The sequence below is a fragment of the Paraburkholderia sp. BR10923 genome (genome assembly GCF_040948765.1).
GTDB lineage: Bacteria > Pseudomonadota > Gammaproteobacteria > Burkholderiales > Burkholderiaceae > Paraburkholderia > Paraburkholderia youngii.
On sequence record NZ_JBFPKO010000022.1, the window covers coordinates 1 to 22546 of the forward strand.

Genomic DNA, 22546 nt, shown 5'->3' on the forward strand with positions numbered 1-22546 from the left:
GCCCACACTTATCGGCTGTTAGTTTTTAAAGATCGATCCGCCCAACCCGCAGCGCCTGAACTACCACCACCCGGCACTGCTTCGTTTGCGTCGCTGCGTCTGCAGCAGAGAAGCGAGATTATGGAGAACTTTCACCGGATCGTCAACAGGTTTTTATCACTTGCTTAACCTGCCCACGCCGCTGAAGCCCTCGCCAACAAAGGCTTCCCGCCTCTCCGCGCCCCGGCGTCCGGAGCACGAAAGAGCGGAATTCTAGTCGCCGCCATCGCGACTTGCAAGCGATATTTTGACAAATGTATTAACGATGTTTGAAAACCGGTTTGCGCTTTTCTACGAACGCGGCCATGCCCTCCTTCTGGTCTTCGGTAGCGAAGAGCGAATGGAACAGGCGGCGCTCGAAATGCACGCCCTCCGCGAGCGTCGTTTCATAGGCTCGATTGACCGATTCCTTGACCATCAGCACCGCCGGCAGGGGGAATTCCGCAATGGTGGCAGCCGCGCCAACCGCTTCGTCAAGCAACGATGCAGCCGGGATCACGCGCGAAACGAGTCCGGCGCGCTCCGCTTCGGCGGCATCCATGAAACGGGCGGTCAAACAAAGGTCCATCGCCTTTGATTTTGACACCGCCCGCGGCAAGCGCTGCGTGCCGCCCGCGCCCGGCATGATCCCGAGCTTGATTTCCGGCTGACCGAACTTCGCCGTGTCGGCGGCGAAAATGATGTCGCACATCATCGCCAGTTCGCAGCCGCCGCCGAGCGCGAAGCCCGCCACCGCGGCAATGATCGGCTTACGAATCGAGCGAACCGTTTCCCAATTGCGAGTAATGTAGTCACCCTTGTAGACATCCATATAGGTGTAAGACGCCATCATGCCGATATCCGCGCCGGCCGCGAACGCCTTCTCGCTGCCCGTTACGACGATTGCGCCAATCGACTCGTCGCCGTCGAATTCGCGCAACGCAGCGCCCAGTTCGTCCATCAGCGCGTCGTTCAGTGCATTTAGAGCCTTCGGACGATTGAGAGTAACCAGTCCGACCCGCCCTCGCGTCTCAACGAGAATGTTTTCGTAAGCCATGCCACCTCCATAAGGGTTAATCGCACGCGAAAAACGCTTCGCGCATAGTTCGTAGTGATGCTACCATTCCCCAACCAACCGGTCGGTCAATTATTTGACAGGTTTTCCCCCAACGTACAGCCGAGCCCCTTTGCCATGACACATCCGCTATTCACCAAGCACGAAGACACGCTGCACAAAGCGCTCGCCGCGCTCGAAACGCGCGGCTACTGGAGCCCGTTCGCCGAGATGCCCAGTCCGAAAGTGTACGGGGAAACAGCCAACGCGGACGGCGAAGCCGCGTTCAAGGCGCACCTAGACAAGACCTTCGACCTGGACCAACCGTCGACCGGAGAGACCGTCGGCGCGGAAGTTTCGCCGTTCGGCTTCCCGCTCGGCGTGCGTTACCCGAAAGCCGATCCGAACGCTCTTATCGCCGCATCCACGGCGGCGCAACGCGAGTGGCGCGCGGCCGGCCCGCAGACATGGATCGGCGTGAGCCTGGAAATCCTCGCCCGTCTGAATCGAGCCAGCTTCGAACTCGGCTACAGCGTGATGCACACGACCGGCCAGGCGTTCATGATGGCCTTCCAGGCGGGCGGTCCGCACGCACAGGATCGCGCGCTCGAAGCGGTCGCGTATGCCTGGGATCAACTGCGCCGGATTCCCGCCGACGCGCATTGGGAAAAACCGCAAGGCAAAAACCCTCCGCTCGCGATGCACAAGCGCTACACCGTCGTGCCGCGCGGCATCGGCCTCGTGCTCGGCTGCTGCACATTCCCGACGTGGAACGGCTATCCGGGCCTGTTCGCCGATCTGGCCACCGGCAACACGGTAATCGTCAAGCCGCATCCGGGCGCAATCCTGCCGCTCGCGCTGACCGTGCGCATCGCGCGTGACGTGCTGCGCGAAGCGGGCTTCGATTCGAACGTCGTCACGCTGCTGGCTACCGAGCCGAACGACGGCGCCCTCGTCCAGCAACTGGCACAGCGCCCGGAGATCAAGCTGATCGACTTCACGGGCAGCACCCAGAACGGCACCTGGCTCGAGCGCAACGCGCACCAGGCGCAGGTCTACACCGAGAAAGCCGGGGTCAACCAGATCGTTATCGACTCGGTCGACGACATCAAGGCGGCCGCCCGCAACATCGCGTTCTCGCTGGCGCTGTACTCGGGCCAGATGTGCACCGCGCCGCAAAATATCTATGTGCCGCGCGGCGGCGTTCGCACCGCAGATGGCACGCTCAGCTTTGACGAGGTCGCCCAGGCGCTTGCCGGTGCGGTGCAAAAGCTCGTCGCCGATCCGGCCCGCGCAGTCGAATTGCTCGGCGCGATCCAGAACGAAGGTGTCATGCAGCGCATCGACGAAGCCGCCAAACTTGGCCGCGTTCTCGTCGCGAGCCAAACGCTCGAGCATCCGGCGTTTGCGGGCGCTCGCGTGCGCACTCCGCTCGTACTGCAACTCGACGCCGCGACCGATCATGCCCAGTTCACGAAAGAATGGTTCGGGCCGATCTCGTTCGTCATCGCGACGGACGCGACCGCGCAGTCGCTCGACCTCGCTGGCGAGATTGCCGCCGAGCACGGCGCGCTGACGCTGGCGGTCTACAGCACGGACGACGCGGTGCTCGAAGCCGCGCACGAAGCGTCGATTCGCGGCGGTGTTGCGCTGTCGATCAACCTGACCGGCGGTGTGTTCGTCAACCAGTCCGCGGCTTTTTCGGACTTCCACGGCACCGGCGCCAACCCGGCCGCCAATGCCGCGCTGGCCGATGCCGCTTTCGTCGCGAACCGCTTCCGTGTCGTTCAAAGCCGCGTTCATGTTGAACCGAAAACGCCGCCGGCGGTAGCTGGCTGAACGGCATAAGACACGGCTTCAACGCTACGCACGACTTCGTCCTATGCCGTTCGGCGGATGGACTGGGTCGTGCGCTCCGACTAGCATCAGACATCGGGTCGGCATCACGCGCCGACGCTAGCCGAGCCACCGTGCCCATCGGCCAAAGAGAGTTTGAGGAGACACCCCATGTCATATGAAGCGATCCAGCTGGACATCGACTCATCGAGCCACGTCGCCACCATCACGCTGAACCGCCCGGACAAGCTCAACAGCTTCACGCGTGTGATGCATCAGGAACTCGGCGCGGCGCTCGACCAGGTCGAAAGCTCCGGTGCCCGTGCGCTCGTGTTCACCGGCGCAGGCCGCGGCTTCTGCGCCGGCCAGGATCTCGCCGACCTCGATTTCACGCCCGGCGCGATGACCGACCTCGGCGCCGTGATCGATGAATTCTTCAATCCGCTGATCCGCCGTCTGCAGGCGCTGCCGTTTCCGGTGATCGCGGCGGTCAACGGCACGGCCGCCGGCGCGGGCGCCAATCTGGCGTTCGCGTGCGACCTGGTGCTCGCGGCTCGCTCCGCGAGTTTCATCCAGGCATTCGTGAAGATCGGCCTCGTGCCGGATTCGGGCGGCACGTGGTTCCTGCCGCAGCGCGTTGGCATGGCCCGCGCGCTCGGCCTCGCAATCACCGGCGACAAGCTCAGCGCCGAAAAAGCCGAAAGCTGGGGCTTGATCTGGCAAGTGCTCGACGACGCCGAACTGGCGCCGGCAGCGACAAAACTCGCGGCCCAGCTCGCCCAGCAACCGACGCGCGCGATCGCCGCGATCAAGCAGGCGATGCGTGCCGGCACGACGCAAACGCTCGACCAGCAACTCAATCTCGAGCGCGATCTGCAGCGCGAACTAGGCGCCTCGCACGATTATGCGGAAGGCGTGCAGGCATTTATCGAAAAACGCGCGCCGCGCTTCGAGGGACGTTGAGATGCCCACACAAACCACCTCGCCCGACCAAATGACGGCAGACGAACTCGCCCGCGCGACAGCCGCCGCGATGTACGAAAACGACGCCTGCAGTCGCGCGCTCGGGCTCGAGATTCTCGAAGTGCGCCCCGGCTATGCGCGGCTGCGCATGGCGGTGCGCGACGACTTCCTGAACGGGCATCAGATCTGCCACGGCGGCCTGATCTTCACACTCGCCGATTCGACCTTCGCGTTCGCCTGTAACACCTACAACATCAACACAGTCGCCGCCGGCTGCTCGATAGAGTATCTGCGGCCGGTCCACGGCGGCGACGTGCTGAGCGCCGAAGCGGTCGAACAGACATTGAGCGGGCGCACTGGAATCTACGATATTCGCGTGACAAATCGCGCCGGCGAGACTGTCGCAATGTTTCGCGGCAAGTCGGCGCAAATCAAGGGTAACCTGATTCCCACCGGCGACTAACGATTGGCGGCGGCCAGCCAGAAGCGCCCACGCGGGCAATTGTCCACGTGGCGCTCTGGCGCCGATGCGTCACATATCAGACCCAGATACTGAGGCAGCAAGGAGACATTCGATGAGCACCGCTCTTCCGCTCGATCCGATCGAGACCGCCAGCCGCGACGAGCTCGCCGCGCTCCAACTTGAACGGCTCAAATGGTCGCTCACCCATGCGTATGAAAATTCGTCGGTGTATCGGCGCAAGTTCGACGAAGCCGGCGTTCATCCGGGCGACGTTAGGTCGCTCGCGGACATCGCTCGGTTTCCGTTCACGACGAAAAAGGATTTGCGCGACAACTACCCGTTCGGAATGTTCGCAGTGCCCCAAGAGCAGATTTCGCGAATCCATGCGTCGTCTGGAACGACCGGCAAACCGACTGTCGTCGGCTATACGGCGCGCGACATCGACACGTGGGCGAATCTCGTCGCCCGTTCGGTACGCGCCGCCGGCGCGAAGCGCGGCGACAAGGTGCACGTGAGCTACGGCTACGGCCTCTTCACGGGCGGCCTCGGCGCGCATTACGGCGCCGAGCGCGCGGGGCTCACCGTGATTCCGTTCGGCGGTGGCCAGACCGAAAAGCAGGTGCAGCTGATCCAGGATTTCCGGCCGGACATCATCATGGTGACGCCGAGCTACATGCTGTCGATCGCCGACGAATTCGAACGCCAGGGTATCGACCCGGCCAGATGCTCATTGCGCATCGGCATCTTCGGCGCTGAGCCGTGGACCAACGACATGCGCGAGGCGATCGAAAAACGTATGGGCATCGACGCGGTCGACATCTACGGTCTTTCCGAAGTGATGGGCCCGGGCGTCGCCTCGGAGTGCGTCGAAACCAAAGACGGTCCGACGATCTGGGAGGACCATTTCTATCCCGAGATCATCGACCCCGAAACGGGCGAGGTGCTGCCCGATGGCGAGCTCGGCGAGCTCGTGTTCACGTCGCTGACGAAAGAAGCGCTGCCGATCATCCGCTACCGCACGCGCGATCTCACGCGCCTGCTGCCGGGCACCGCCCGCACGATGCGGCGTATGGAAAAGATCACGGGCCGCTCGGACGACATGATGATCGTGCGCGGTGTCAACGTGTTCCCGACCCAGATCGAAGAACTATTGCTCAAGCAGCGCGCGCTGGCGCCGCACTATCAGATCGTGCTGACGAAGGAAGGGCCACTCGATGTTGACGCTGAACGTCGAACCGTGCCCCGAAAGCGCGCCGGATACCGCGGCGCTAACCGCCGCGAAAAACGCGCTGGCTTACGACATCAAGGCGCTGATTGGCGTGAGCGCGGTGGTGAACGTGCTGCCGGTGAATGGAATCGAGCGCTCGGTGGGCAAGGCGCGGCGCGTGATAGACAAGCGCAAGTCGGGCCTGTAAGTCGGGCAAGATGCAACGGGCAACGACGCGGAGCGTACGAGCCCAACGAAAAACGGCGTCACGCACGGATTCTGATCCACACGTGACGCCGATTTCAACGACATCTATTTGAGGCTTCGCGGTAGGCTCAAACCCGCCTTGCGAAAACTGCTGCTACTCAAACGGCAGTCACGCTTCCGTCTCCGCCCCCCGCCTCACGAATTTGGCAGCAGCAACCACATCCGGCCGCCCTGCTTCATCTTGCCAGCCAGATCGCCGGCATCGTCGCCGAGGCCCCAGAAGTAGTCGGCGCGCACGCCGCCTTTGATCGCGGTACCAGTATCCTGCGCGAACACGAGACGGTTCATTGGCGAATTCGTCAGCGGCCGCGTGGTCTGCAGGAACACCGGCGTGCCGAGCGGAATCGCGCTCGGATCGACCGCAATCGAGCGCTCCGGCGTCAACGGCACGCCGAGCGCGCCGATCGGACCGTCTGCGCCGCCGCTCGGCACACTTTCGGCCGACGGCATCTCGCGGAAAAACACGAAGCGCGGATTGGTGTCGAGCAGGCCATCGACGCGCGTCGGATTCGCGCGGGCCCATGCCTTGATGCCCTGCATCGTCGCCTGCGCCGGCGTGATCTCGCCATGATCGAGGAGCCAGCGCCCGATCGACTTGTACGGCTGATTGTTGGTCCCGCCAAAGCCGACGCGCATCACGCTGCTGTCTTCCATCACGATGCGCCCGGAGCCTTGCACCTGCAGAAAGAACGCTTCGATCGGATCGTCGACCCACACGAGTTCGTTGCCGCTGAGCGCGCCCGAGCGTTCAAGCTGGGCGCGAGCCGGCAACGGCGCCCCCGCGCGATAGCCGGCGGGCCAGCGGTACAGCGCGGTCTGATACACGCCGTGCCGCGTGCGCGAGCCCCGCAGCAGGGGCTCGTAGTAACCGGTGACCAGACCGTCGAGCGTGCCGTCGCTATTCGCGAGTTGGAACGGCGTGAAGTAGGCTTCGAAGAAGGCGCGCGCGCTGGTGACGTCGAGATCGTCGATTTGCGCGGCCGCCGCGCACGCACGCGACCAGTTCGGCTGACGCGCGAGCCTCGTGCAGTTTTGCCGCAATGCGGCGGTCGCGCCGATCAGCGAGTCGTCCTGCCAGCCCGGCACCTGTTGCCATGCAACCGCGGTCAGGCGCGCCGACGCGATCTGGCCGGGGATGATCGCCGCACCGCTCGGCGGTGAAGGCCGGATCGCGCCGCCGCCACCGCAGGAGGCAAGCAACACTGCAACCGACAACGCTCCGAGCCACGCGCCGGCCCTGCGGACAAAACACATACAATGTTCGTTCTTGATGGAAACCGCCATGTCTGATCTGTTCGACGAATACCCGATGCTCATCTTCGCGCTGGAATCGCTGGTCGCGCTATTCCTGCTCGTCTTTATCGTTGTGTGGACGTCGTCCGGGAAGAAAAAAGCGCGACGTGCCAACTCGGCGGAACGGTCCGAACAGCAAAAGCCGCATTGACCTTGACCTGCGGGCTGCACGCAGAACCGCGCAACCCATCGTGCATCGAGTGCTCGCCCGAGCGCTCATCCAACCTGCCACTCAACTGCCCGCTGCTTCGCGCGCCCACACGAACTCATTAATGACCGCGCAGGACCGCGCCGGTTCAATGCAACGTTCGCGGCATGCGCAATACGAACTCCGGCACCGGCGCCTCGAAGCGCTCGCCATCCTCCGCCACGCAGAAATAATCGCCGCGCATCGTGCCGACCGGCGTCGCGATCACTGCCCAACTCGTGTATTCGAAATGCTCGCCCGGTTTGAGCAGCGGCTGATGACCGACCACGCCCAGGCCTTTGACTTCCTGCACGGTGTTTTCGCTGTCGGTGATGATCCAGTGACGCGCGATCAACTGTGCAGGCACCTGGCCGGTGTTACGGATGGTCAACGTGTAGGCAAAGGCGTACTGGCGACGCTCCGGGTCCGATTCTTCGGGCAGGTATTGCACCTGCGCCGACACGCTGAATTCGTACTGGCTCATCCTGATTCCGATCTGATCAAACTGGCTGTGAAAAATCGTGGGAGGCCCCGAACGCCAATGGTCTGCCGGTGCAGCGGCGATGCGGCGCTCATGGAGTGGCATTCTGCTTGATGCGCGGCATGGCCGCAACCAGACACGTCTTCCGACCAGGAGTGTCTAAGACGTTGGGAAAGGCTGCTGGCCGCGCCGCCTTTCGATGCCATTGTTGCGCCGGCACTTTGCGACGTTTCATCGCGCGATTCCGCCACGCCAACCACGGCCAGCGCGCCGGTCCGCACGCGCAAAAACGGTAAAATGGCGCTTTCCCGCTTGCATCCGCCTCCCGTCATGACGCAATTTCGCATCGCCCCCAGCATTCTCTCCGCCGATTTCGCCCGTCTGGGTGAAGAGGTCCGCAACGTCGTCGCGGCCGGCGCCGACTGGATCCACTTCGACGTGATGGACAACCACTACGTGCCGAACCTGACCATCGGCCCGCTCGTTTGCGAAGCGATCCGCCCCCACGTCGACGTGCCGATCGACGTGCACCTGATGGTGCGCCCGGTCGACCGCATCGTGCCGGACTTCGCGAAAGCCGGCGCGAACCTGATCAGTTTTCACCCGGAAGCGTCGGATCACATCGACCGCACGCTGTCGCTGATCCGCGATCACGGCTGCAAGGCCGGCCTCGTGTTCAATCCGGCGACGTCGCTGAACTATCTCGATCATGTGATGGACAAGGTCGACCTCGTGCTGATCATGTCGGTGAATCCGGGCTTTGGCGGCCAGTCGTTCATCCCCGAGGCGCTCAACAAGCTGCGCGAAGCGCGCAAGCGCATCGACGCGTACAGCGAGCGCACCGGCCGAGAGATCCATCTCGAAGTGGACGGCGGCGTGAAGGTCGACAACATCGCGGAAATCGCGGCGGCCGGCGCGGACGCGTTCGTGGCCGGCTCGGCGATCTTCGGCCAGCCCGATCACAAGGTCGTGATCGACAAGATGCGCGCCGCCCTCGCCACTGTCCAGCGCTGACCCGACGATGACTGCTCCGTACCCCGCCCCGTCCTTCGCCGGCCCGCGCCTCGAAGCCGCGATCATCGACCTCGACGGCACGATGATCGACACCGCCGACGACTTCACCGCCGGCCTGAACGGCATGCTCGCTCAGCTCGACGCGGAGGAAACGACGCGCGAGGAAGTGGTCGGCTATGTCGGCAAGGGTTCGGAGCATCTGATCCGCAGCGTGCTCGCCCCGCGCTTCGAAACCGAACACGCGCAAGAGCGCTTCGACGAAGCGCTCGCGATCTATCAGGCCGAGTACGCGAAGATCAACGGCGTGCACACGCGGCTTTATCCGGACGTCGAAGCCGGTCTGCGCGCGCTGCGCGACGCGGGCCTGAAGCTCGCCTGCGTGACCAACAAGCCGCACCGCTTCGCGCTCGAGTTGCTGCAGCAATACGGACTGGCGCAGTATTTCAGCGTCGTGCTCGGCGGCGACAGTCTCGCGAAAAAGAAACCGGACCCGCTGCCGATGCTGACCGCCGCCGCGCAACTCGGCGTCGAGCCGAGCGCCACGGTCGCAATCGGCGACTCGGAAAACGACGCACTGGCGGGCCGCGCGGCCGGTATGGCGACGCTGACCGTGCCCTACGGCTACAACCACGGCCAAGCTATACAAACAATAAAATCCGATGGTATAGTTGCCTCGCTGCTCGACGCCGCCAGGGCGATCGCAGCGCACCAATCCACGACTTAACAGTCCTTCATCTTCATGTTTCTGAATAAAAAACGGAGTCTGATTAGCATCGACCGGGGAGCCTGGCCCTGGCGTCGCTGGTCGCGCTAACCTCGCCTGAGGTACGCTGAAGCTTGTCTTCGGCAACCGTTTTTTACTTCGTTGCGCTTACGCGCCATTTCCATCGTTTTGTATTTGCGCTGCTGCATCGGCTGATTGGGCCTGCGCGTACCCGCAAGGTACGGTCGCTCACCCGCACCGCTCGCACGCGCCGATGGAAGACCCGCGCCGGTCGGTATCATCGTGTCGAGAACGTCGACCCACGCCCTGACCGGAGGCGCTTCGCCCCGCTTTGCCCGACGCTTGCTGCCGCCGGACCACCGTACAGGATCGGAACATGACCGAACTCGAATTCCAGTCCCTCGCCAACGAGGGTTTCAACCGCATCCCGCTGATCGCCGAAGCGCTCGCCGACCTCGAAACGCCGCTGTCGCTGTACCTGAAGCTCGCGCAGACCGAGCGCAACGGCGCAAACTCGTTCCTGCTGGAATCGGTGGTCGGCGGCGAACGCTTCGGGCGTTATTCGTTCATCGGGCTGCCGGCGCGCACTCTCGTGCGCACGCGCAACGGCGTGTCGGAAGTGGTGCGCGACGGCAAGGTCGTCGAAACGCACGACGGCGATCCGCTCGCCTTCATCCAGCAGTTCCAGGCGCGCTTCAAGGTCGCGCAACGCCCGGGGCTGCCGCGCTTCACGGGCGGTCTCGCCGGCTACTTCGGCTATGACGCGGTGCGCTACATCGAGAAGAAGCTCGCGCACAGCGCGCCGAAAGACGATCTGAACCTGCCCGACATTCAGTTGCTGCTGACCGAGGAAGTCGCCGTCATCGACAACCTCGCGGGCAAGCTCTATCTGGTGGTCTACGCGGACCCGACCCAGCCCGAGGCCTATACGAAAGCGAAGCACCGTCTGCGCGAACTGCGCCAGCGGCTGCGCGTCACCGTCGAGCCGCCCGTCGTGTCGGCTAGTGTGCGCACCGAGATCTACCGCGAGTTCGCGAAAGACGATTACCTGGCCGCCGTGCGCAAGGCCAAGGAATACATCGCCGCCGGCGAACTGATGCAGGTGCAGGTCGGCCAGCGCCTGACCAAGCCGTACCGCGACAATCCACTGTCGCTGTATCGCGCGCTGCGCTCGCTGAATCCGTCGCCGTATATGTATTACTACAACTTCGGCGACTTCCACGTGGTCGGCGCGTCGCCGGAAATCCTGGTGCGCCAGGAAAAGCGCGGCGAGGACCGTATCGTCACGATCCGCCCGCTCGCTGGCACGCGTCCGCGCGGCAACACGCCCGAGCGCGACGCCGCGCTCGCGACCGAACTGCTGAACGATCCGAAGGAAATCGCCGAGCACGTGATGCTGATCGATCTCGCGCGCAACGACGTCGGCCGCATCGCGCAGATCGGCTCGGTCGTCGTGACCGACAAGATGGTGATCGAAAAATACTCGCACGTGCAGCACATCGTCAGCTCGGTCGAAGGCAAGCTCAAGAGCGACATGACCAATTTCGACGTGCTGCGCGCCACCTTCCCGGCCGGCACGCTGTCGGGCGCGCCGAAGGTCCGCGCGATGGAGCTGATCGACGAGCTCGAACCCATCAAGCGCGGCCTCTACGGCGGGGCGGTCGGTTATCTGTCGTTCACCGGCGAGATGGATCTGGCCATCACGATCCGCACCGGCGTGATCGCGAACGGCAATCTGTATGTGCAGGCGGCCGCGGGCGTGGTCGCCGATTCAGTGCCGGAATCCGAATGGCAAGAGACCGAGAACAAGGCGCGTGCGGTGCTGCGCGCTGCCGAGCAGGTCCAGGACGGCCTCGATAGCGACTTCTGACCGGAGACACACCATGCTGCTCATGATCGACAACTACGACTCGTTCACCTACAACCTGGTGCAGTACTTCGGCGAACTCGGCGAAGACGTGCGCACCTACCGCAACGACGAAATCACACTCGATGAAATCGCCAGGCTGAATCCCGAGCGCATCTGCCTGTCGCCGGGTCCGAGCAATCCGCAACACGCGGGCATCACGCTCGACGTGCTGCGCGAATTCTCCGGCAAGACGCCGATTCTCGGCGTGTGCCTCGGCCACCAGGCGATCGGCGAGGCATTCGGCGGCCGCGTCGTGCGCGCGCAAACCATCATGCACGGCAAGGTCAGTACGATCGAAACCGACTGCAAGGGCGTGTTCGCGGACCTGCCGAAGCATTTCACGGTGACGCGCTATCACTCGCTCGCGATCGAACGCGAATCGCTGCCCGACTGCCTCGAAGTATCGGCATGGACCGAAGACGGCGAAATCATGGGCGTGCGCCACAAGGAACTCGCCGTGGAAGGCGTGCAGTTCCACCCGGAATCGATCCTCTCCGAACACGGCCACGCGCTGCTCGAAAACTTCGTCAAGCAATCAAAGCTCGCCGTCGGCGGCAAGGCTGCGCATCATCCGGCTTCCCGCAATGCCTGACCAGAAGAGAGACGAGATCATGTCCATTACGCCCCAGGAAGCCCTGCAGCGGACCATCGAGCACCGCGAGATTTTCCACGACGAAATGCTGCACCTGATGCGCCTGATCATGCGCGGTGAGCTGTCACCGGTGATGTCGGCGGCGATCATCACCGGTCTGCGCGTCAAAAAAGAGACCATCGGCGAAATCACCGCGGCCGCCACGGTGATGCGTGAATTTGCGCGGCACGTCGACGTGCAGGACAACTCGAACTTCGTCGACATCGTCGGCACCGGCGGCGACGGCGCGCACACGTTCAACATTTCCACCGCGACGATGTTCGTATCGGCCGCGGCCGGCGCGAAGGTCGCGAAGCACGGCAATCGCGGCGTATCGAGCAAGTCGGGCAGCGCGGACGTGCTCGAGGCGCTCGGCGTCAATATCGATCTGCAACCGGAACAGGTCGCGGCATCGATCGCTGAAACGGGCATGGGCTTCATGTTCGCGCCGAACCATCATCCGGCGATGAAAAACGTCGCGCCGGTACGCCGCGAGCTCGGCATCCGCACGATCTTCAATATCCTCGGGCCGCTCACCAATCCAGCCGGCGCGCCGAATCAGCTGATGGGCGTGTTCCACCCCGACCTCGTCGGCATTCAGGTACGCGTAATGCAGCGCCTCGGCGCCAGGCACGTGCTCGTCGTGTACGGGATGGACGGCATGGACGAAGTGTCGCTCGGCGGCGCCACGCTGGTCGGCGAGTTGCGCGACGGCGAAATCCGCGAGTACGAAATCCATCCGGAAGACTTCGGCATGCAGATGGTGTCGAATCGCACGCTGAAGGTGGCCGACGCGAACGAGTCGAAGGTCATGCTGCTCGACGCGCTCGACAACAAGCCCGGCGTCGCGCGCGAGATCGTCACGCTGAACGCCGGCACAGCGCTCTATTCGGCGAACGTCGCGGCCACGATCGCGGACGGCATCGTGCTCGCGCGCGAAGCGATCGCGAGCGGCAAGGCTCGCGCGAAGGTCGACGAACTGGTGCGCTTCACCCAGCAATTCAAGCAGTAATCACGTAGCGAGACATTTATGAGCGACATCCTCGACCGCATCATCGCGGTCAAACGCGAAGAAATCCGGGCGGCCGAACAAAGCGTGCCGCTCGAAGAACTGCGGCTCGAAGCGTCGTCGCGCGACCTGCGCGACTTCGTCGGCGCAATCCGCGCCAAGCACACGGCGGGTCTCGCCGCGGTGATCTCCGAAGTGAAGAAGGCAAGCCCGTCGAAGGGCGTGCTGCGCGAGCACTTCGTGCCGGCCGACATCGCGCGTTCGTATGAAAAGCACGGCGCGGCGTGTCTGTCCGTGCTGACCGACGTGCAGTTCTTTCAGGGCAGCGTCGCCTATCTGCAGCAAGCGCGCGCCGCGTGCCAGTTGCCGGTGATCCGCAAGGACTTCATCGTCGATCCGTACCAGGTCGTCGAAGCGCGCGCGATGGGCGCCGACGCGATCCTGCTGATCGCCGCCGCGCTCGAAACCGCCGAGATGCAGGACCTCGAGGCGCTCGCGCATTCGCTCGGTCTCGCGGTGCTCGTCGAAGTGCACGACAGCGATGAACTCAAAGAAGCGCTGACGCTGAAGACGCCGCTGATCGGCATCAACAACCGCAATCTGCGCACCTTCGAGACCTCGCTCGACACGACGCTCGGCATGCTCGACGCGATTCCCGACGACCGCATCGTCGTGACCGAATCGGGCATCCTGTCGCGCGATGACGTCGAGCGCATGCGCGCGCGCAACGTGCATACGTTCCTCGTCGGCGAGGCGTTCATGCGCGCGGACGAGCCGGGCGTGGAGCTTGCGCGGATGTTTTTCTGAGCACGGCGCTCGCGTAAGCAAGGACACGCATCATGAGCATGGAACGCGAAATCAAGCTGGCACTGCCGGCTTCGCAGGTGCAGGCGGCGACGCAGTGGTTCGCCGCTCGCGCCGGCAGGAAAGGACGCGCGATCAAGCTCGTGAACATTTACTTCGACACGCCGCAGTTGACGCTCGCGTCATCGAAGAGCGCGCTGCGTCTGCGTCAGACGCCGGACGGCTGGCTGCAGACCTTCAAGACGGTCGGCACGGCGACCAACGGCCTCCATAGCCGGCACGAATGGGAAATGCCGGTCGCCGGCGCGAAACTCGAAATCGATTCGTTGCTGAACGCTTGCGACGAACCCGCCGCCGCGGACGCTCTGAGACAGGCCGCGCCTGCGCTGATCGAGCTGTTCCACACCAATTTCACCCGCACGCTCTGGCTGCTCGACACCGACGGCGCTCAGATCGAGGCAGCGATCGATCAGGGCGACGTGCTCGCCGAAGTCGACGATCAAGCGCGCCGCGCGCCGATCTCGGAGATCGAACTCGAACTGAAGTCGGGCGACGAAGCGGCGCTTCACACGCTCGCCGCCGAACTCGGCAAACGGATTGCCGGCCTCGCGCCGGATGACATCAGCAAGGCGCAGCGCGGCTATCGGTTGCGCGCGGGGTAAGCGCGGGATGGGCGCGGAATCGCCGCGGGTTGACGAAACCCGCGGCGCCTCATGCGCTCGCTTGCCGCAACTTGAGCTAGCCAGCGTTTGCTGCGACACTTCCCCGCCATGACCTCCGCTACCCGTACCCGCTCCAGTTCGCCGCAGGCATCGTTGTTCGACGATGCCGCGCCAGCTCCCGCCGCAGCGTCGGCCGACCCCACCACCGCCGCCCCGCCCACGCTCGAAGCCCAATTCGCCGCGCTGCCGGCGGCTTGGCGTGCGCATTTGAAACCCTTCATCGACAGCGACACCTACGCGCCGCTGTGCCGCTTCGTCGACGGCGAGCGTGCCGCCGGCAAAACCATCTATCCGGCCGACGTGTTCCGCGCGCTGCGCCTGACGAGTCCCGACGAAGTGAAAGTCGTGATCCTCGGCCAGGATCCGTACCACGGCGAAGACCGCGGCACACCGCAGGCGCACGGTCTCGCGTTTTCGGTCGCGCCGCACGTGCGGCCGCCGCCGTCGTTGCGCAACATCTTCAAGGAAATCGGCGCGAGTCTCGGTCATGCAACGCCGCAGCACGGGTGCCTCGACAGCTGGGCCAGACAGGGCGTGTTGCTGCTGAACACGGTGCTGACCGTCGAGCGCGACAGCGCCGCGAGCCACGCGAAACGCGGCTGGGAAAAATGCACGGACACGCTGATCCACGAACTGGCTACGCGGCATCAGAATCTCGTGTTCATGCTGTGGGGCGCGCATGCGCAGGCCAAGCGCGCGCTGCTCGGCGGCAAGTCGCACTATGTGCTGGAGGCGCCGCATCCGTCGCCGTTGTCCGCGCATCGCGGCTTTCTCGGTTGCGGTCATTTCGCGAAGGCGAACGAATATCTAATGCAGCACGGCCGCGAGCCGATCGACTGGCGTCTGCCGGACGACGCGCAAATGCTTGCGTGACGGCGTCGCCGTCGGAAGATGTCGATACCAAGCGAAAACGCCACGGAGGGTGAACCCATCCGTGGCGTTTTTTATTTCACCGCTTGCGCCGCATCGGAGCGGCGCAATGCGGCACGACGAAGCCGCTTAAACCGCGGCGATCGCTTCGCGTGCCGAGCTCAGCGCGGCGGTCGCGGCGTCCGGGCCCATGTTCAGGCCTTCGGCGTAGATGAAGTTCACGTCGGTCATGCCGAGGAAGCCGAGGAAGCTCTTCAGATACGGCGTCTGGCTATCGTTCGGCGTGCCGAGATACTTGCCGCCGCGTGCCGACACGACGTACACCTTCTTGCCCTTCACGAGGCCCTCCGGGCCGTTCGCGGTGTATTGGAACGTGATGCCCGCCCGCGCGATGAAGTCGAAGTACGTCTTCAGTTGCGACGAGATGCCAAAGTTGTACATCGGCGCGCCGATCACGATGACGTCGGCGGCTTGCAGTTCGGCGATCAGCGCTTCGCTGCGCGCGGCGATGGCGGCTTGTTCCGGCGTGCGCTGCTCGGCCGGCGTGAAAAACGCGCCGAGCACGGCGTCGTCGAGGTGCGGCAGCGGTTCGGCTTGCAAGTTACGGACGACGACTTGCGCGCCCGGATTCGACTGTTGCAGCTTTTCGGTCAGTTCGTTGACGAGAAGCGTCGAGTTCGCGCCTTGCGAACGGGCTGCCGAGTTGATTTGCAGGATCGTGGTCATGGTTGACTCCAGTAGGGGCGCGCAGTGTTGCGCGAGTGGAGCCATTGTGTTTTTTTATCGAGCGGCGAAAAAGCCGTCCGGCGGCGACGGATTGTTGCATGGGTAGAACAATCCACCGCCCTCCTCCGCCGATTGGCGACGAGACGAGCGACGATCGATGGACCACCCGGTGCGGCCCATCGCCACGCCGTTCACTTCGTCAGCCAGCGCTCGAGGGCTTTGCGCGCGGCGGGACGGTGATCGCTGACCGTGAGCTTGTAGCGCGCCACTTCGGGACCGTCGAGCTTCACCTGCGTGACCCGCAGCTCATCGCGGCGGAACGCGTGCACCTCGACTTTCGCGCCCGGCTGGTAGCGCGCCAGCAGCGCATCGATATTCCCGCCGGTCACGCGCAGGCCATCGAGCGCGATCAGCACGTCGCCAGCGGAAAGGCCGGCTTTCTGCGCGGCACTGCCCTCGTGCACCGTCGCGAGCGCGCAGTCCGCGCCGCCGCGCAGCCGCACGCCGAGCGACGGCTTGCCGTTCTTGTCGACGTCCGGCGCGAGCGTCACGCCGAACGGCGCGAGCAACGCGTCGAGCGGCAGATCGCGCGTGCCGCGCACGCCCTCGGCGAACAGTTCGGCGAGTTCCGCGCCGCTCGCTTCCGCAAAAATCGCCTCGATCTCGCTTTCGTCGACGCCGACCGGCTTGCCGCGATAAAAATCACGGCCAAAGCGCTTCCAGAGCAGACGCATCACGTCGTCGAGCGATTTCTGATTGCCGGTTTGCGCGCGGATCGTCAGATCGAATGCGAGCGCGATCAGCGAGCCCTTCGTGTAATAGCTGACGATCGCGTTCGGCGCGTTCTCGTCCTGCCGGTAGTACTTGACCCATGCGTCGAACGAGCTTTCGGCGACGCTCTGCTTCAGGCGCCCGCTGCCGCGCTGCACGCCGCCGATCACCTTGCCGAGAAGGCCGAAATAGTCGTCCTGCGAGATCACGCCGCTGCGCACGAGAATCAGGTCGTCGTAATACGACGTGAAGCCCTCGAACAGCCACAGCAGCGACGTGTAGTTTTCGACGCCGAGGTCATACGGCGCGAACACGGCCGGCTTGATCCGCTTCACGTTCCACGTGTGGAAATACTCGTGGCTGCACAGACCGAGATAAGTCCGGTAGCCCTCGCTCATCGCATCGCGGCCCTGCACCGGCAGATCGGTGCGATTGCAGATCAGCGCGGTCGATGCGCGATGCTCGAGACCGCCGTAACCGTCGGTGACGGCCTGCGTCATGAACACGTAGCGCTCGACCGGCGCCTTCTTCGATTTCGGTTCGAACAGTGCGATCTGCGCCTCGCAGATGCGCTTCAGGTCGCGGCACAACCGCTCCATGTCGAGCCCGATCACTCGGCCGCCGATCACGACGTCGTGCGGCACGCCGTGCGCCTTGAACGTCGCGAGCGCGAATTCGCCGAGCGTCACGGGATGGTCGATCAGTTCGTCGTAGTTCTGCGCGCGGTACTCGCCGAAGCCATAGCGTTTGGTGCCGCGCCCTTCCGGCAGCGCGGTCGCGACACGCCAGCCGCGATACGCTGCGCCCTGCGGCTTCTGGATATCGACCACGCACTGCGCGTCTTCATGGCCGAGCGGCGACAGGAACACGCTCGTGCCGTTGAAAAAGCCGATGGTGTCGTCCAGATGCGCGGCGCGCACCGACATGTCCCATGCGTACACTTCGTAGCGCAGCGTCAGCGCGCCCTTCACCGGCGCGGCCTGCCACGTGTTCTTGTCGACCTTCTCGACCCGCACCTTGCGGCCCGCGTCGTTGACGGCGCGCAGCGTGACGAGGTTGCGCGCGAACTCGCGCACCATGTAGCTGCCCGGAATCCACACCGGCAGCATGAAACGCTGGCCGGCCGGATCGGGATCGGCGACGGTCACGGTGACTTCGTAAAGGTGGGCAGCGGGGTTACTCGGAACGATGGTGTAGCGGATCGGCTTCATCGGCGGCGCTTGGGAGTGTCAGGAGAGTGAGGCGGAGAAGTTCGGGGCTCGATGCGAAAGGAGGCGCTGCGTGCGCCTCCTTTCGTTTGAACGTTGCAGCGGTTGCGCGCCCGGGGCGCGCATCGCGCTGCATGCGGCGCGCTGATCAGTGCACCGCCGACAGTTCCTTGTCGAGCCGGTCGGCCGGCACGGCGCCGGGCAGGCGGCGGCCGTCGGCGAGGAACACCGTCGGCGTGCCCTCGACGTTCATCGAACGGCCGAGCGCGAGGTTCTTGTCGATCGCGGCGGTGTCGCAGGTGGCGGCGGCGGTCGGCGCCTGACGGTCCTGCATCCACGATTCCCACGCCTTCGCACGATCGGCCGAGCACCAGATCGACTTCGACTTGGCCGTCGAATCCGGCGACAGCACCGGGTACAGGAAGGTGTAGACCGTCACGTTATCGATCGACTGCAGCGTTTTTTCGAGCTGCTTGCAGTACGGGCAGTTCGGATCGGAGAACACCGCGATCTTGCGCGCGCCGTTGCCGCGCACGACCTTCACCGCGTCGCCGAACGGCAGGGTCGCGAAGTCGATGCGGTTGGTTTCCGACAGGCGTGCCTCGGTCAGATTCTTGCGCGTCTTCGAGTCCACCATGTCGCCGAGCATCAGGTAGTCGCCGCTCGCATCGCTGTAAATGATCTGCGTGCCGAGGTTCACTTCGTACAGGCCCGCGATCGGCGTCTTCGACACGCCCTTGATCGTCACGTCGGACAGACGGTTTTGCAGGGTGGCTTTGAGCTTGTCGGTGGTCTGGTCGGCCTGCGCCGAGCAGCCGAGCGTGACGGCAGCGATCGCGAGGGCGGCGGCGGCGATGCGGAAAGTCTTTTTCATGCTGGAGTCCTGGGGGTCATTCGCGCACCTGCGCGTTCGTTACGTTCCGGCCGCGCGCTTTGGCCGCCTATCGGTTCGATCAGGCTCGATCAGGTTCGATCGGGTTCGGATAAGGGCCGGATAGGGGCGGATCGCAGCGCGTCGATCCGGTCATGATACCTGTCCCGGGCGCCCGTGACCGGCCATCGGCTATCCGCGCGACGCTTCGTTGCGGTTTACCCCAGCGCGGCCGACACGAGCCAGCGCTTGATGAACGGCTGCGCGCCGACGAACGCCATGCCGGTATTGCGCACGGCGCGCGCGAGCGGACCGGGCACCGAAAACAGTTTCTGCAGGCCGTCGGTGGCGATCATCAGCGCGCGGATGTCTTCGCGGCGCGCGCGTTCGTAGCGACGCAGCAGCACCATGTCGCCGAGATCGCGAAACGACTCCTTGCCGCCGATCGTGCTCGCGAGCGCGGCGACGTCGCGCAAGCCGAGGTTCATGCCCTGCCCTGCCAGCGGGTGGATCAGATGCGCGGCATCACCGACCAGCGCGACACGCGGCGCGACCAGCCGGTCGACGGTTTGCAGCGCGAGCGGGAAGCCCTGCGCGGGCGTGACACACTCGAGCGCGCCGAACTGTTCACCGCTCACGTGCTCGACTTCGGCGGCGAGCCGCTCGGGATCGAGCGCGAGCAATTGCTCGGCGTGTTCGGTGCGGGCCGACCAGACCAGCGACACGTGGCCGTCAGGCATCGGCAGCAACGCGATGATCTCGCCGTCGCGGAACCACTGATACGCGGTTTCGCCGTGCGGTTTCGCTGCCTTGAAATTGGCGACCACGCCGATCTGCCGGTAGTCGCGGCGTACCATCCTCGAGCCGATCTGCGCGCGCACCCACGAGTGCGCGCCGTCCGCGCCGACTACCAGGTCCGCTTCGAGCACGTTGCCGTTCGCGAGGCCGATGCTCGCGCTGTCGACGGAGAAATCGAGTGCCTGCGCGCGCGTGTCGATCCATGTGAGGTTCGGCTGGAAGCGCAGCGCGGCATCGAGCGCGCGCTCGATCACCGACGACTCGACGATCCACGCTAGCTGCGGCACCGATGCCTGAAACGCGGAGAAATGCAGTTCGGCGTGCGCGTCGCCGTAGACGCGCATGTCGTAGACGGGACCGAGCCGTGAGTGATCGAGCGCCTGCCAGACCCGCAGCCGTTCGAGCAAGTCCTGCGAACTCGACGACAACGCATAGACGCGCGAGTCGAAGGCAGCACCCGCCGGCAGCGCCGCGCAAGGCTGCGCGAGCAGTGCGACGCGCAGTCCGGCTTGCGTGAGCGCGAGCGCCGCGGTCTTGCCGACGAGCCCGCCGCCGATCACGGCGGCATCAAAGGTCTGGTGGTGTGCGTTCATGCGCGCATTATAGCCGCGGGGGGTGCGGGGGACGGATCGACGGGCGCGGGCATTTGGGCTCCATGCGCGGGCCCCTGATGGGTCGTGCTAACGCGTCGCGGCGCTCGCCGCGAGCGCCGCGTTCGCCTCGCGCATGCGCATGAAATCGCGATCAGACGAGAGGTTGCGCCATGCGGCCGCCTCGAGCTCGGCCTTGCGATCGCGCTGATCGCTGCGCACCGCGCAGTCGGGGAACACGCGGTCGAACACGCTCCACAACGAGTCGTAGTCGTTCTTGTCAGCGAACCGTGCGATGTCGGCGCGATCTGCGTGCGACAGGTGGGTCGACAAACAGTCGATCGTCTGACGGTCGGTGGTTGCCTGGGCTTCGTCGAAATCCGGCGCGACCCATGCCGCGACCACGCCCACCACGATCGCGGCGGCGACGCCAATTCCGACCCATCTCATCATTCGCACGCTGGTCCTCCGGAAATGGAGCTCTGCCGGCTTTGAACTGACGATTCTACCGTGGCGATGCGCGAATGCGCCGCCCGGTCCGCGCGGGCGAACGGGTTACAATTGCGCTTTCCGTGAAAACTCGCACTCAATCGTCGAGCCAACGCCCCGATTCGGTGACTTGTCCGCTCCGCTGAGCCTGCCGCGCCCCTTCTAACGCGAAGGCTTTCCGAATTCGCGCGCAGCGTCGAGCGCATCACGCAACCTACTGATTCACTGAAGGATTTCCATGAGCCTCCAATGCGGCATCGTCGGCCTGCCTAACGTCGGCAAGTCCACCCTGTTCAACGCACTCACGAAGGCGGGCATCTCCGCTGAGAACTATCCGTTCTGCACGATCGAGCCGAACGTCGGCATCGTCGAGGTGCCGGACACCCGTCTGAAGGCGCTTGCCGAAATCGTCAAGCCGGAACGCATCCTGCCGGCGGTGGTCGAGTTCGTCGACATCGCGGGTCTGGTGGCCGGCGCGAGCAAGGGCGAAGGCCTCGGCAACCAGTTCCTCGCGAACATCCGCGAAACCGATGCGATCACACACGTCGTGCGCTGCTTCGAGGACGACAACGTGATTCACGTCGCGAACAAGGTCGATCCGCTGTCGGACATCGAGGTGATCAACACCGAACTCGCGCTTGCCGACCTCGGCACCGTCGAAAAGGCGCTCGCGCGCTACTCCAAGGCGGCCAAGTCCGGCAACGACAAGGAAGCCGTGAAGAACGCGGCGGTGCTGGAGAAGGTCCGCGCCCAACTCAACCAGGCGAAGCCGGTCCGCGCGCTCGATCTGAGCGACGAAGAAAAGGCCACGCTCAAGCCTTTCTGCCTGATCACCGCGAAGCCGACCATGTATGTCGCCAACGTGAAGGAAAACGGCTTCGAGAACAATCCGCACCTCGACGCGGTCACGAAGTTCGCGGCCGCGGAAGGCTCGCCGGTCGTGGCCGTGTGCGCGGCGGTCGAAGCGGACATCGCCGACCTCGACGAAGCCGACATGGAAGTATTCCTCGCCGACATGGGCATGGAAGAGCCGGGCCTGAACCGCGTGATCCGGGCGGGCTACAAACTGCTCGGCCTGCACACCTACTTCACGGCCGGCGTGAAGGAAGTGCGCGCGTGGACGATCCACATCGGCGATACGGCGCCGAAGGCGGCCGGCGCGATCCACACGGACTTCGAGCGCGGCTTCATCCGCGCGCAGACGATCAGCTTCGCCGACTACATCACCTACAAGGGTGAACAAGGCGCGAAGGAAGCCGGCAAGATGCGCGCGGAAGGCAAGGAGTACGTCGTGCACGATGGCGACGTGATGAACTTCCTGTTCAACGTGTAAGAGCGAAGCGGCGCACACTGCGCTGCCCGAGTAAGGCCCGCGACCCCTCAGGGGTTGCGGGCTTTTTTGTTTGCGCGCTACGACTTGCGCAACGCGTCAAATATCAAACATGGTAATGGTCGCGGAACACACTATCCGGCACCTCGCCATGCTCTGCATGGCCCGCGATCTTCCCGAACCACCGCCCATTTGTTTCCTTTCCATAACAGCCGATGCTAAATTTCGGCTTCCGGCGCGCCGTCATGCACGGTCCGCGCCACCCGGCATCCGACGCCGGAATGTCATCGAACACAAATAGAATCGCGCGA

The 22546-nt window shown here is 64.4% G+C and carries 21 protein-coding genes and 1 pseudogene; 14 read left to right on the forward strand and 8 right to left on the reverse strand.

The features are described 5' to 3' along the window. Positions 1-298: 298 nt before the first annotated feature. Positions 299-1075, reverse strand: a complete 777-nt coding sequence (locus AB3X94_RS30855) for an enoyl-CoA hydratase (RefSeq protein ID WP_176110242.1) — start codon at positions 1073-1075, stop codon at positions 299-301. Positions 1076-1210: 135 nt separating this feature from the next. On the opposite strand from AB3X94_RS30855, the gene paaN reads away from it, so the two are divergent. From paaN to paaK, 4 genes and pseudogenes are all read left to right on the forward strand, one after another. Next, positions 1211-2911: a phenylacetic acid degradation protein PaaN gene (paaN, locus tag AB3X94_RS30860; protein WP_176110241.1), complete on the forward strand. Its 1701-nt coding sequence runs from the start codon at positions 1211-1213 to the stop codon at positions 2909-2911. Between the two features lie 168 nt (positions 2912-3079). Continuing rightward, positions 3080-3871: a 2-(1,2-epoxy-1,2-dihydrophenyl)acetyl-CoA isomerase PaaG gene (gene paaG / locus AB3X94_RS30865; RefSeq protein WP_368613557.1), complete on the forward strand. Its 792-nt coding sequence runs from the start codon at positions 3080-3082 to the stop codon at positions 3869-3871. 1 nt (position 3872) lies between these two features. Then, entirely contained in the window at positions 3873-4334 is a 462-nt protein-coding gene (paaI, locus tag AB3X94_RS30870; RefSeq protein WP_176110237.1) for a hydroxyphenylacetyl-CoA thioesterase PaaI, read from the forward strand. A 112-nt stretch (positions 4335-4446) separates the two neighbouring features. Continuing rightward, positions 4447-5749 (forward strand): annotated as a pseudogene (gene paaK, locus AB3X94_RS30875) (phenylacetate--CoA ligase PaaK). Positions 5750-5943: 194 nt separating this feature from the next. On the opposite strand, the gene AB3X94_RS30880 reads toward paaK, so the two are convergent. Further along, positions 5944-7062, reverse strand: coding sequence for a murein transglycosylase A (locus AB3X94_RS30880; protein WP_217709972.1), 1119 nt, complete (start codon positions 7060-7062; stop codon positions 5944-5946). A 28-nt stretch (positions 7063-7090) separates the two neighbouring features. On the opposite strand from AB3X94_RS30880, the gene AB3X94_RS30885 reads away from it, so the two are divergent. Beyond that, positions 7091-7252, forward strand: a complete 162-nt coding sequence (locus AB3X94_RS30885) for a hypothetical protein (RefSeq protein ID WP_368613558.1) — start codon at positions 7091-7093, stop codon at positions 7250-7252. 145 nt (positions 7253-7397) lie between these two features. Here the strand turns inward: AB3X94_RS30885 and apaG are convergent, their stop codons facing one another. Continuing rightward, complete coding sequence (gene apaG, locus AB3X94_RS30890; protein ID WP_176110233.1) at positions 7398-7772, reverse strand: Co2+/Mg2+ efflux protein ApaG; 375 nt, start codon at positions 7770-7772, stop codon at positions 7398-7400. Between the two features lie 327 nt (positions 7773-8099). Here apaG and rpe point away from each other — a divergent pair, with 327 nt between their 5' ends. The 8 genes from rpe to AB3X94_RS30930 all read left to right on the forward strand — a co-directional run bounded on the left by rpe (position 8100) and on the right by AB3X94_RS30930 (position 15455). Then, the gene (gene rpe, locus AB3X94_RS30895) at positions 8100-8783 is read left to right on the forward strand and encodes a ribulose-phosphate 3-epimerase (RefSeq protein WP_368613559.1); all 684 of its coding nucleotides are present in this window, start codon (positions 8100-8102) and stop codon (positions 8781-8783) included. Between the two features lie 7 nt (positions 8784-8790). Next, positions 8791-9507, forward strand: a complete 717-nt coding sequence (locus tag AB3X94_RS30900) for a phosphoglycolate phosphatase (RefSeq protein ID WP_176110228.1) — start codon at positions 8791-8793, stop codon at positions 9505-9507. Between the two features lie 376 nt (positions 9508-9883). Further along, entirely contained in the window at positions 9884-11377 is a 1494-nt protein-coding gene (gene trpE, locus AB3X94_RS30905; RefSeq protein WP_368613560.1) for an anthranilate synthase component I, read from the forward strand. 13 nt (positions 11378-11390) lie between these two features. Beyond that, the gene (locus tag AB3X94_RS30910; RefSeq protein WP_176110225.1) at positions 11391-12008 is read left to right on the forward strand and encodes an aminodeoxychorismate/anthranilate synthase component II; all 618 of its coding nucleotides are present in this window, start codon (positions 11391-11393) and stop codon (positions 12006-12008) included. 19 nt (positions 12009-12027) lie between these two features. Beyond that, positions 12028-13059 (forward strand): anthranilate phosphoribosyltransferase, encoded by a 1032-nt coding sequence (gene trpD, locus AB3X94_RS30915; RefSeq protein WP_176124320.1) that lies wholly within the window; start codon positions 12028-12030, stop codon positions 13057-13059. A gap of 18 nt (positions 13060-13077) precedes the next feature. Then, complete coding sequence (gene trpC / locus AB3X94_RS30920) at positions 13078-13863, forward strand: indole-3-glycerol phosphate synthase TrpC (RefSeq protein WP_176110221.1); 786 nt, start codon at positions 13078-13080, stop codon at positions 13861-13863. A gap of 32 nt (positions 13864-13895) precedes the next feature. Continuing rightward, positions 13896-14522: a CYTH domain-containing protein gene (locus AB3X94_RS30925; protein ID WP_176110220.1), complete on the forward strand. Its 627-nt coding sequence runs from the start codon at positions 13896-13898 to the stop codon at positions 14520-14522. A gap of 108 nt (positions 14523-14630) precedes the next feature. Continuing rightward, a complete protein-coding gene (locus AB3X94_RS30930; RefSeq protein WP_176110218.1) occupies positions 14631-15455 on the forward strand; it encodes a uracil-DNA glycosylase in 825 nt (274 codons plus the stop codon). A 126-nt stretch (positions 15456-15581) separates the two neighbouring features. On the opposite strand, the gene AB3X94_RS30935 is transcribed toward AB3X94_RS30930, so the two are convergent. The 5 genes from AB3X94_RS30935 to AB3X94_RS30955 form a co-directional block, all read right to left on the reverse strand. After that, on the reverse strand, positions 15582-16178 hold the full coding sequence (locus tag AB3X94_RS30935) for an FMN-dependent NADH-azoreductase (RefSeq protein ID WP_176110216.1): 597 nt from the start codon (positions 16176-16178) through the stop codon (positions 15582-15584). Between the two features lie 191 nt (positions 16179-16369). After that, on the reverse strand, positions 16370-18160 hold the full coding sequence (locus tag AB3X94_RS30940; protein WP_368613561.1) for a M61 family metallopeptidase: 1791 nt from the start codon (positions 18158-18160) through the stop codon (positions 16370-16372). Between the two features lie 145 nt (positions 18161-18305). Then, positions 18306-19031 carry a DsbC family protein gene (locus AB3X94_RS30945; RefSeq protein ID WP_176110212.1) on the reverse strand — a complete coding sequence of 242 codons (726 nt, stop codon included), beginning with the start codon at positions 19029-19031 and terminating at the stop codon, positions 18306-18308. A gap of 215 nt (positions 19032-19246) precedes the next feature. Continuing rightward, the gene (locus AB3X94_RS30950) at positions 19247-20419 is read right to left on the reverse strand and encodes a UbiH/UbiF family hydroxylase (protein WP_368613562.1); all 1173 of its coding nucleotides are present in this window, start codon (positions 20417-20419) and stop codon (positions 19247-19249) included. An 87-nt stretch (positions 20420-20506) separates the two neighbouring features. Beyond that, positions 20507-20869, reverse strand: coding sequence for a hypothetical protein (locus AB3X94_RS30955; protein ID WP_368592795.1), 363 nt, complete (start codon positions 20867-20869; stop codon positions 20507-20509). A gap of 274 nt (positions 20870-21143) precedes the next feature. Here AB3X94_RS30955 and ychF point away from each other — a divergent pair, with 274 nt between their 5' ends. After that, entirely contained in the window at positions 21144-22238 is a 1095-nt protein-coding gene (ychF, locus tag AB3X94_RS30960) for a redox-regulated ATPase YchF (RefSeq protein ID WP_176110208.1), read from the forward strand. Positions 22239-22546 lie beyond the last annotated feature (308 nt).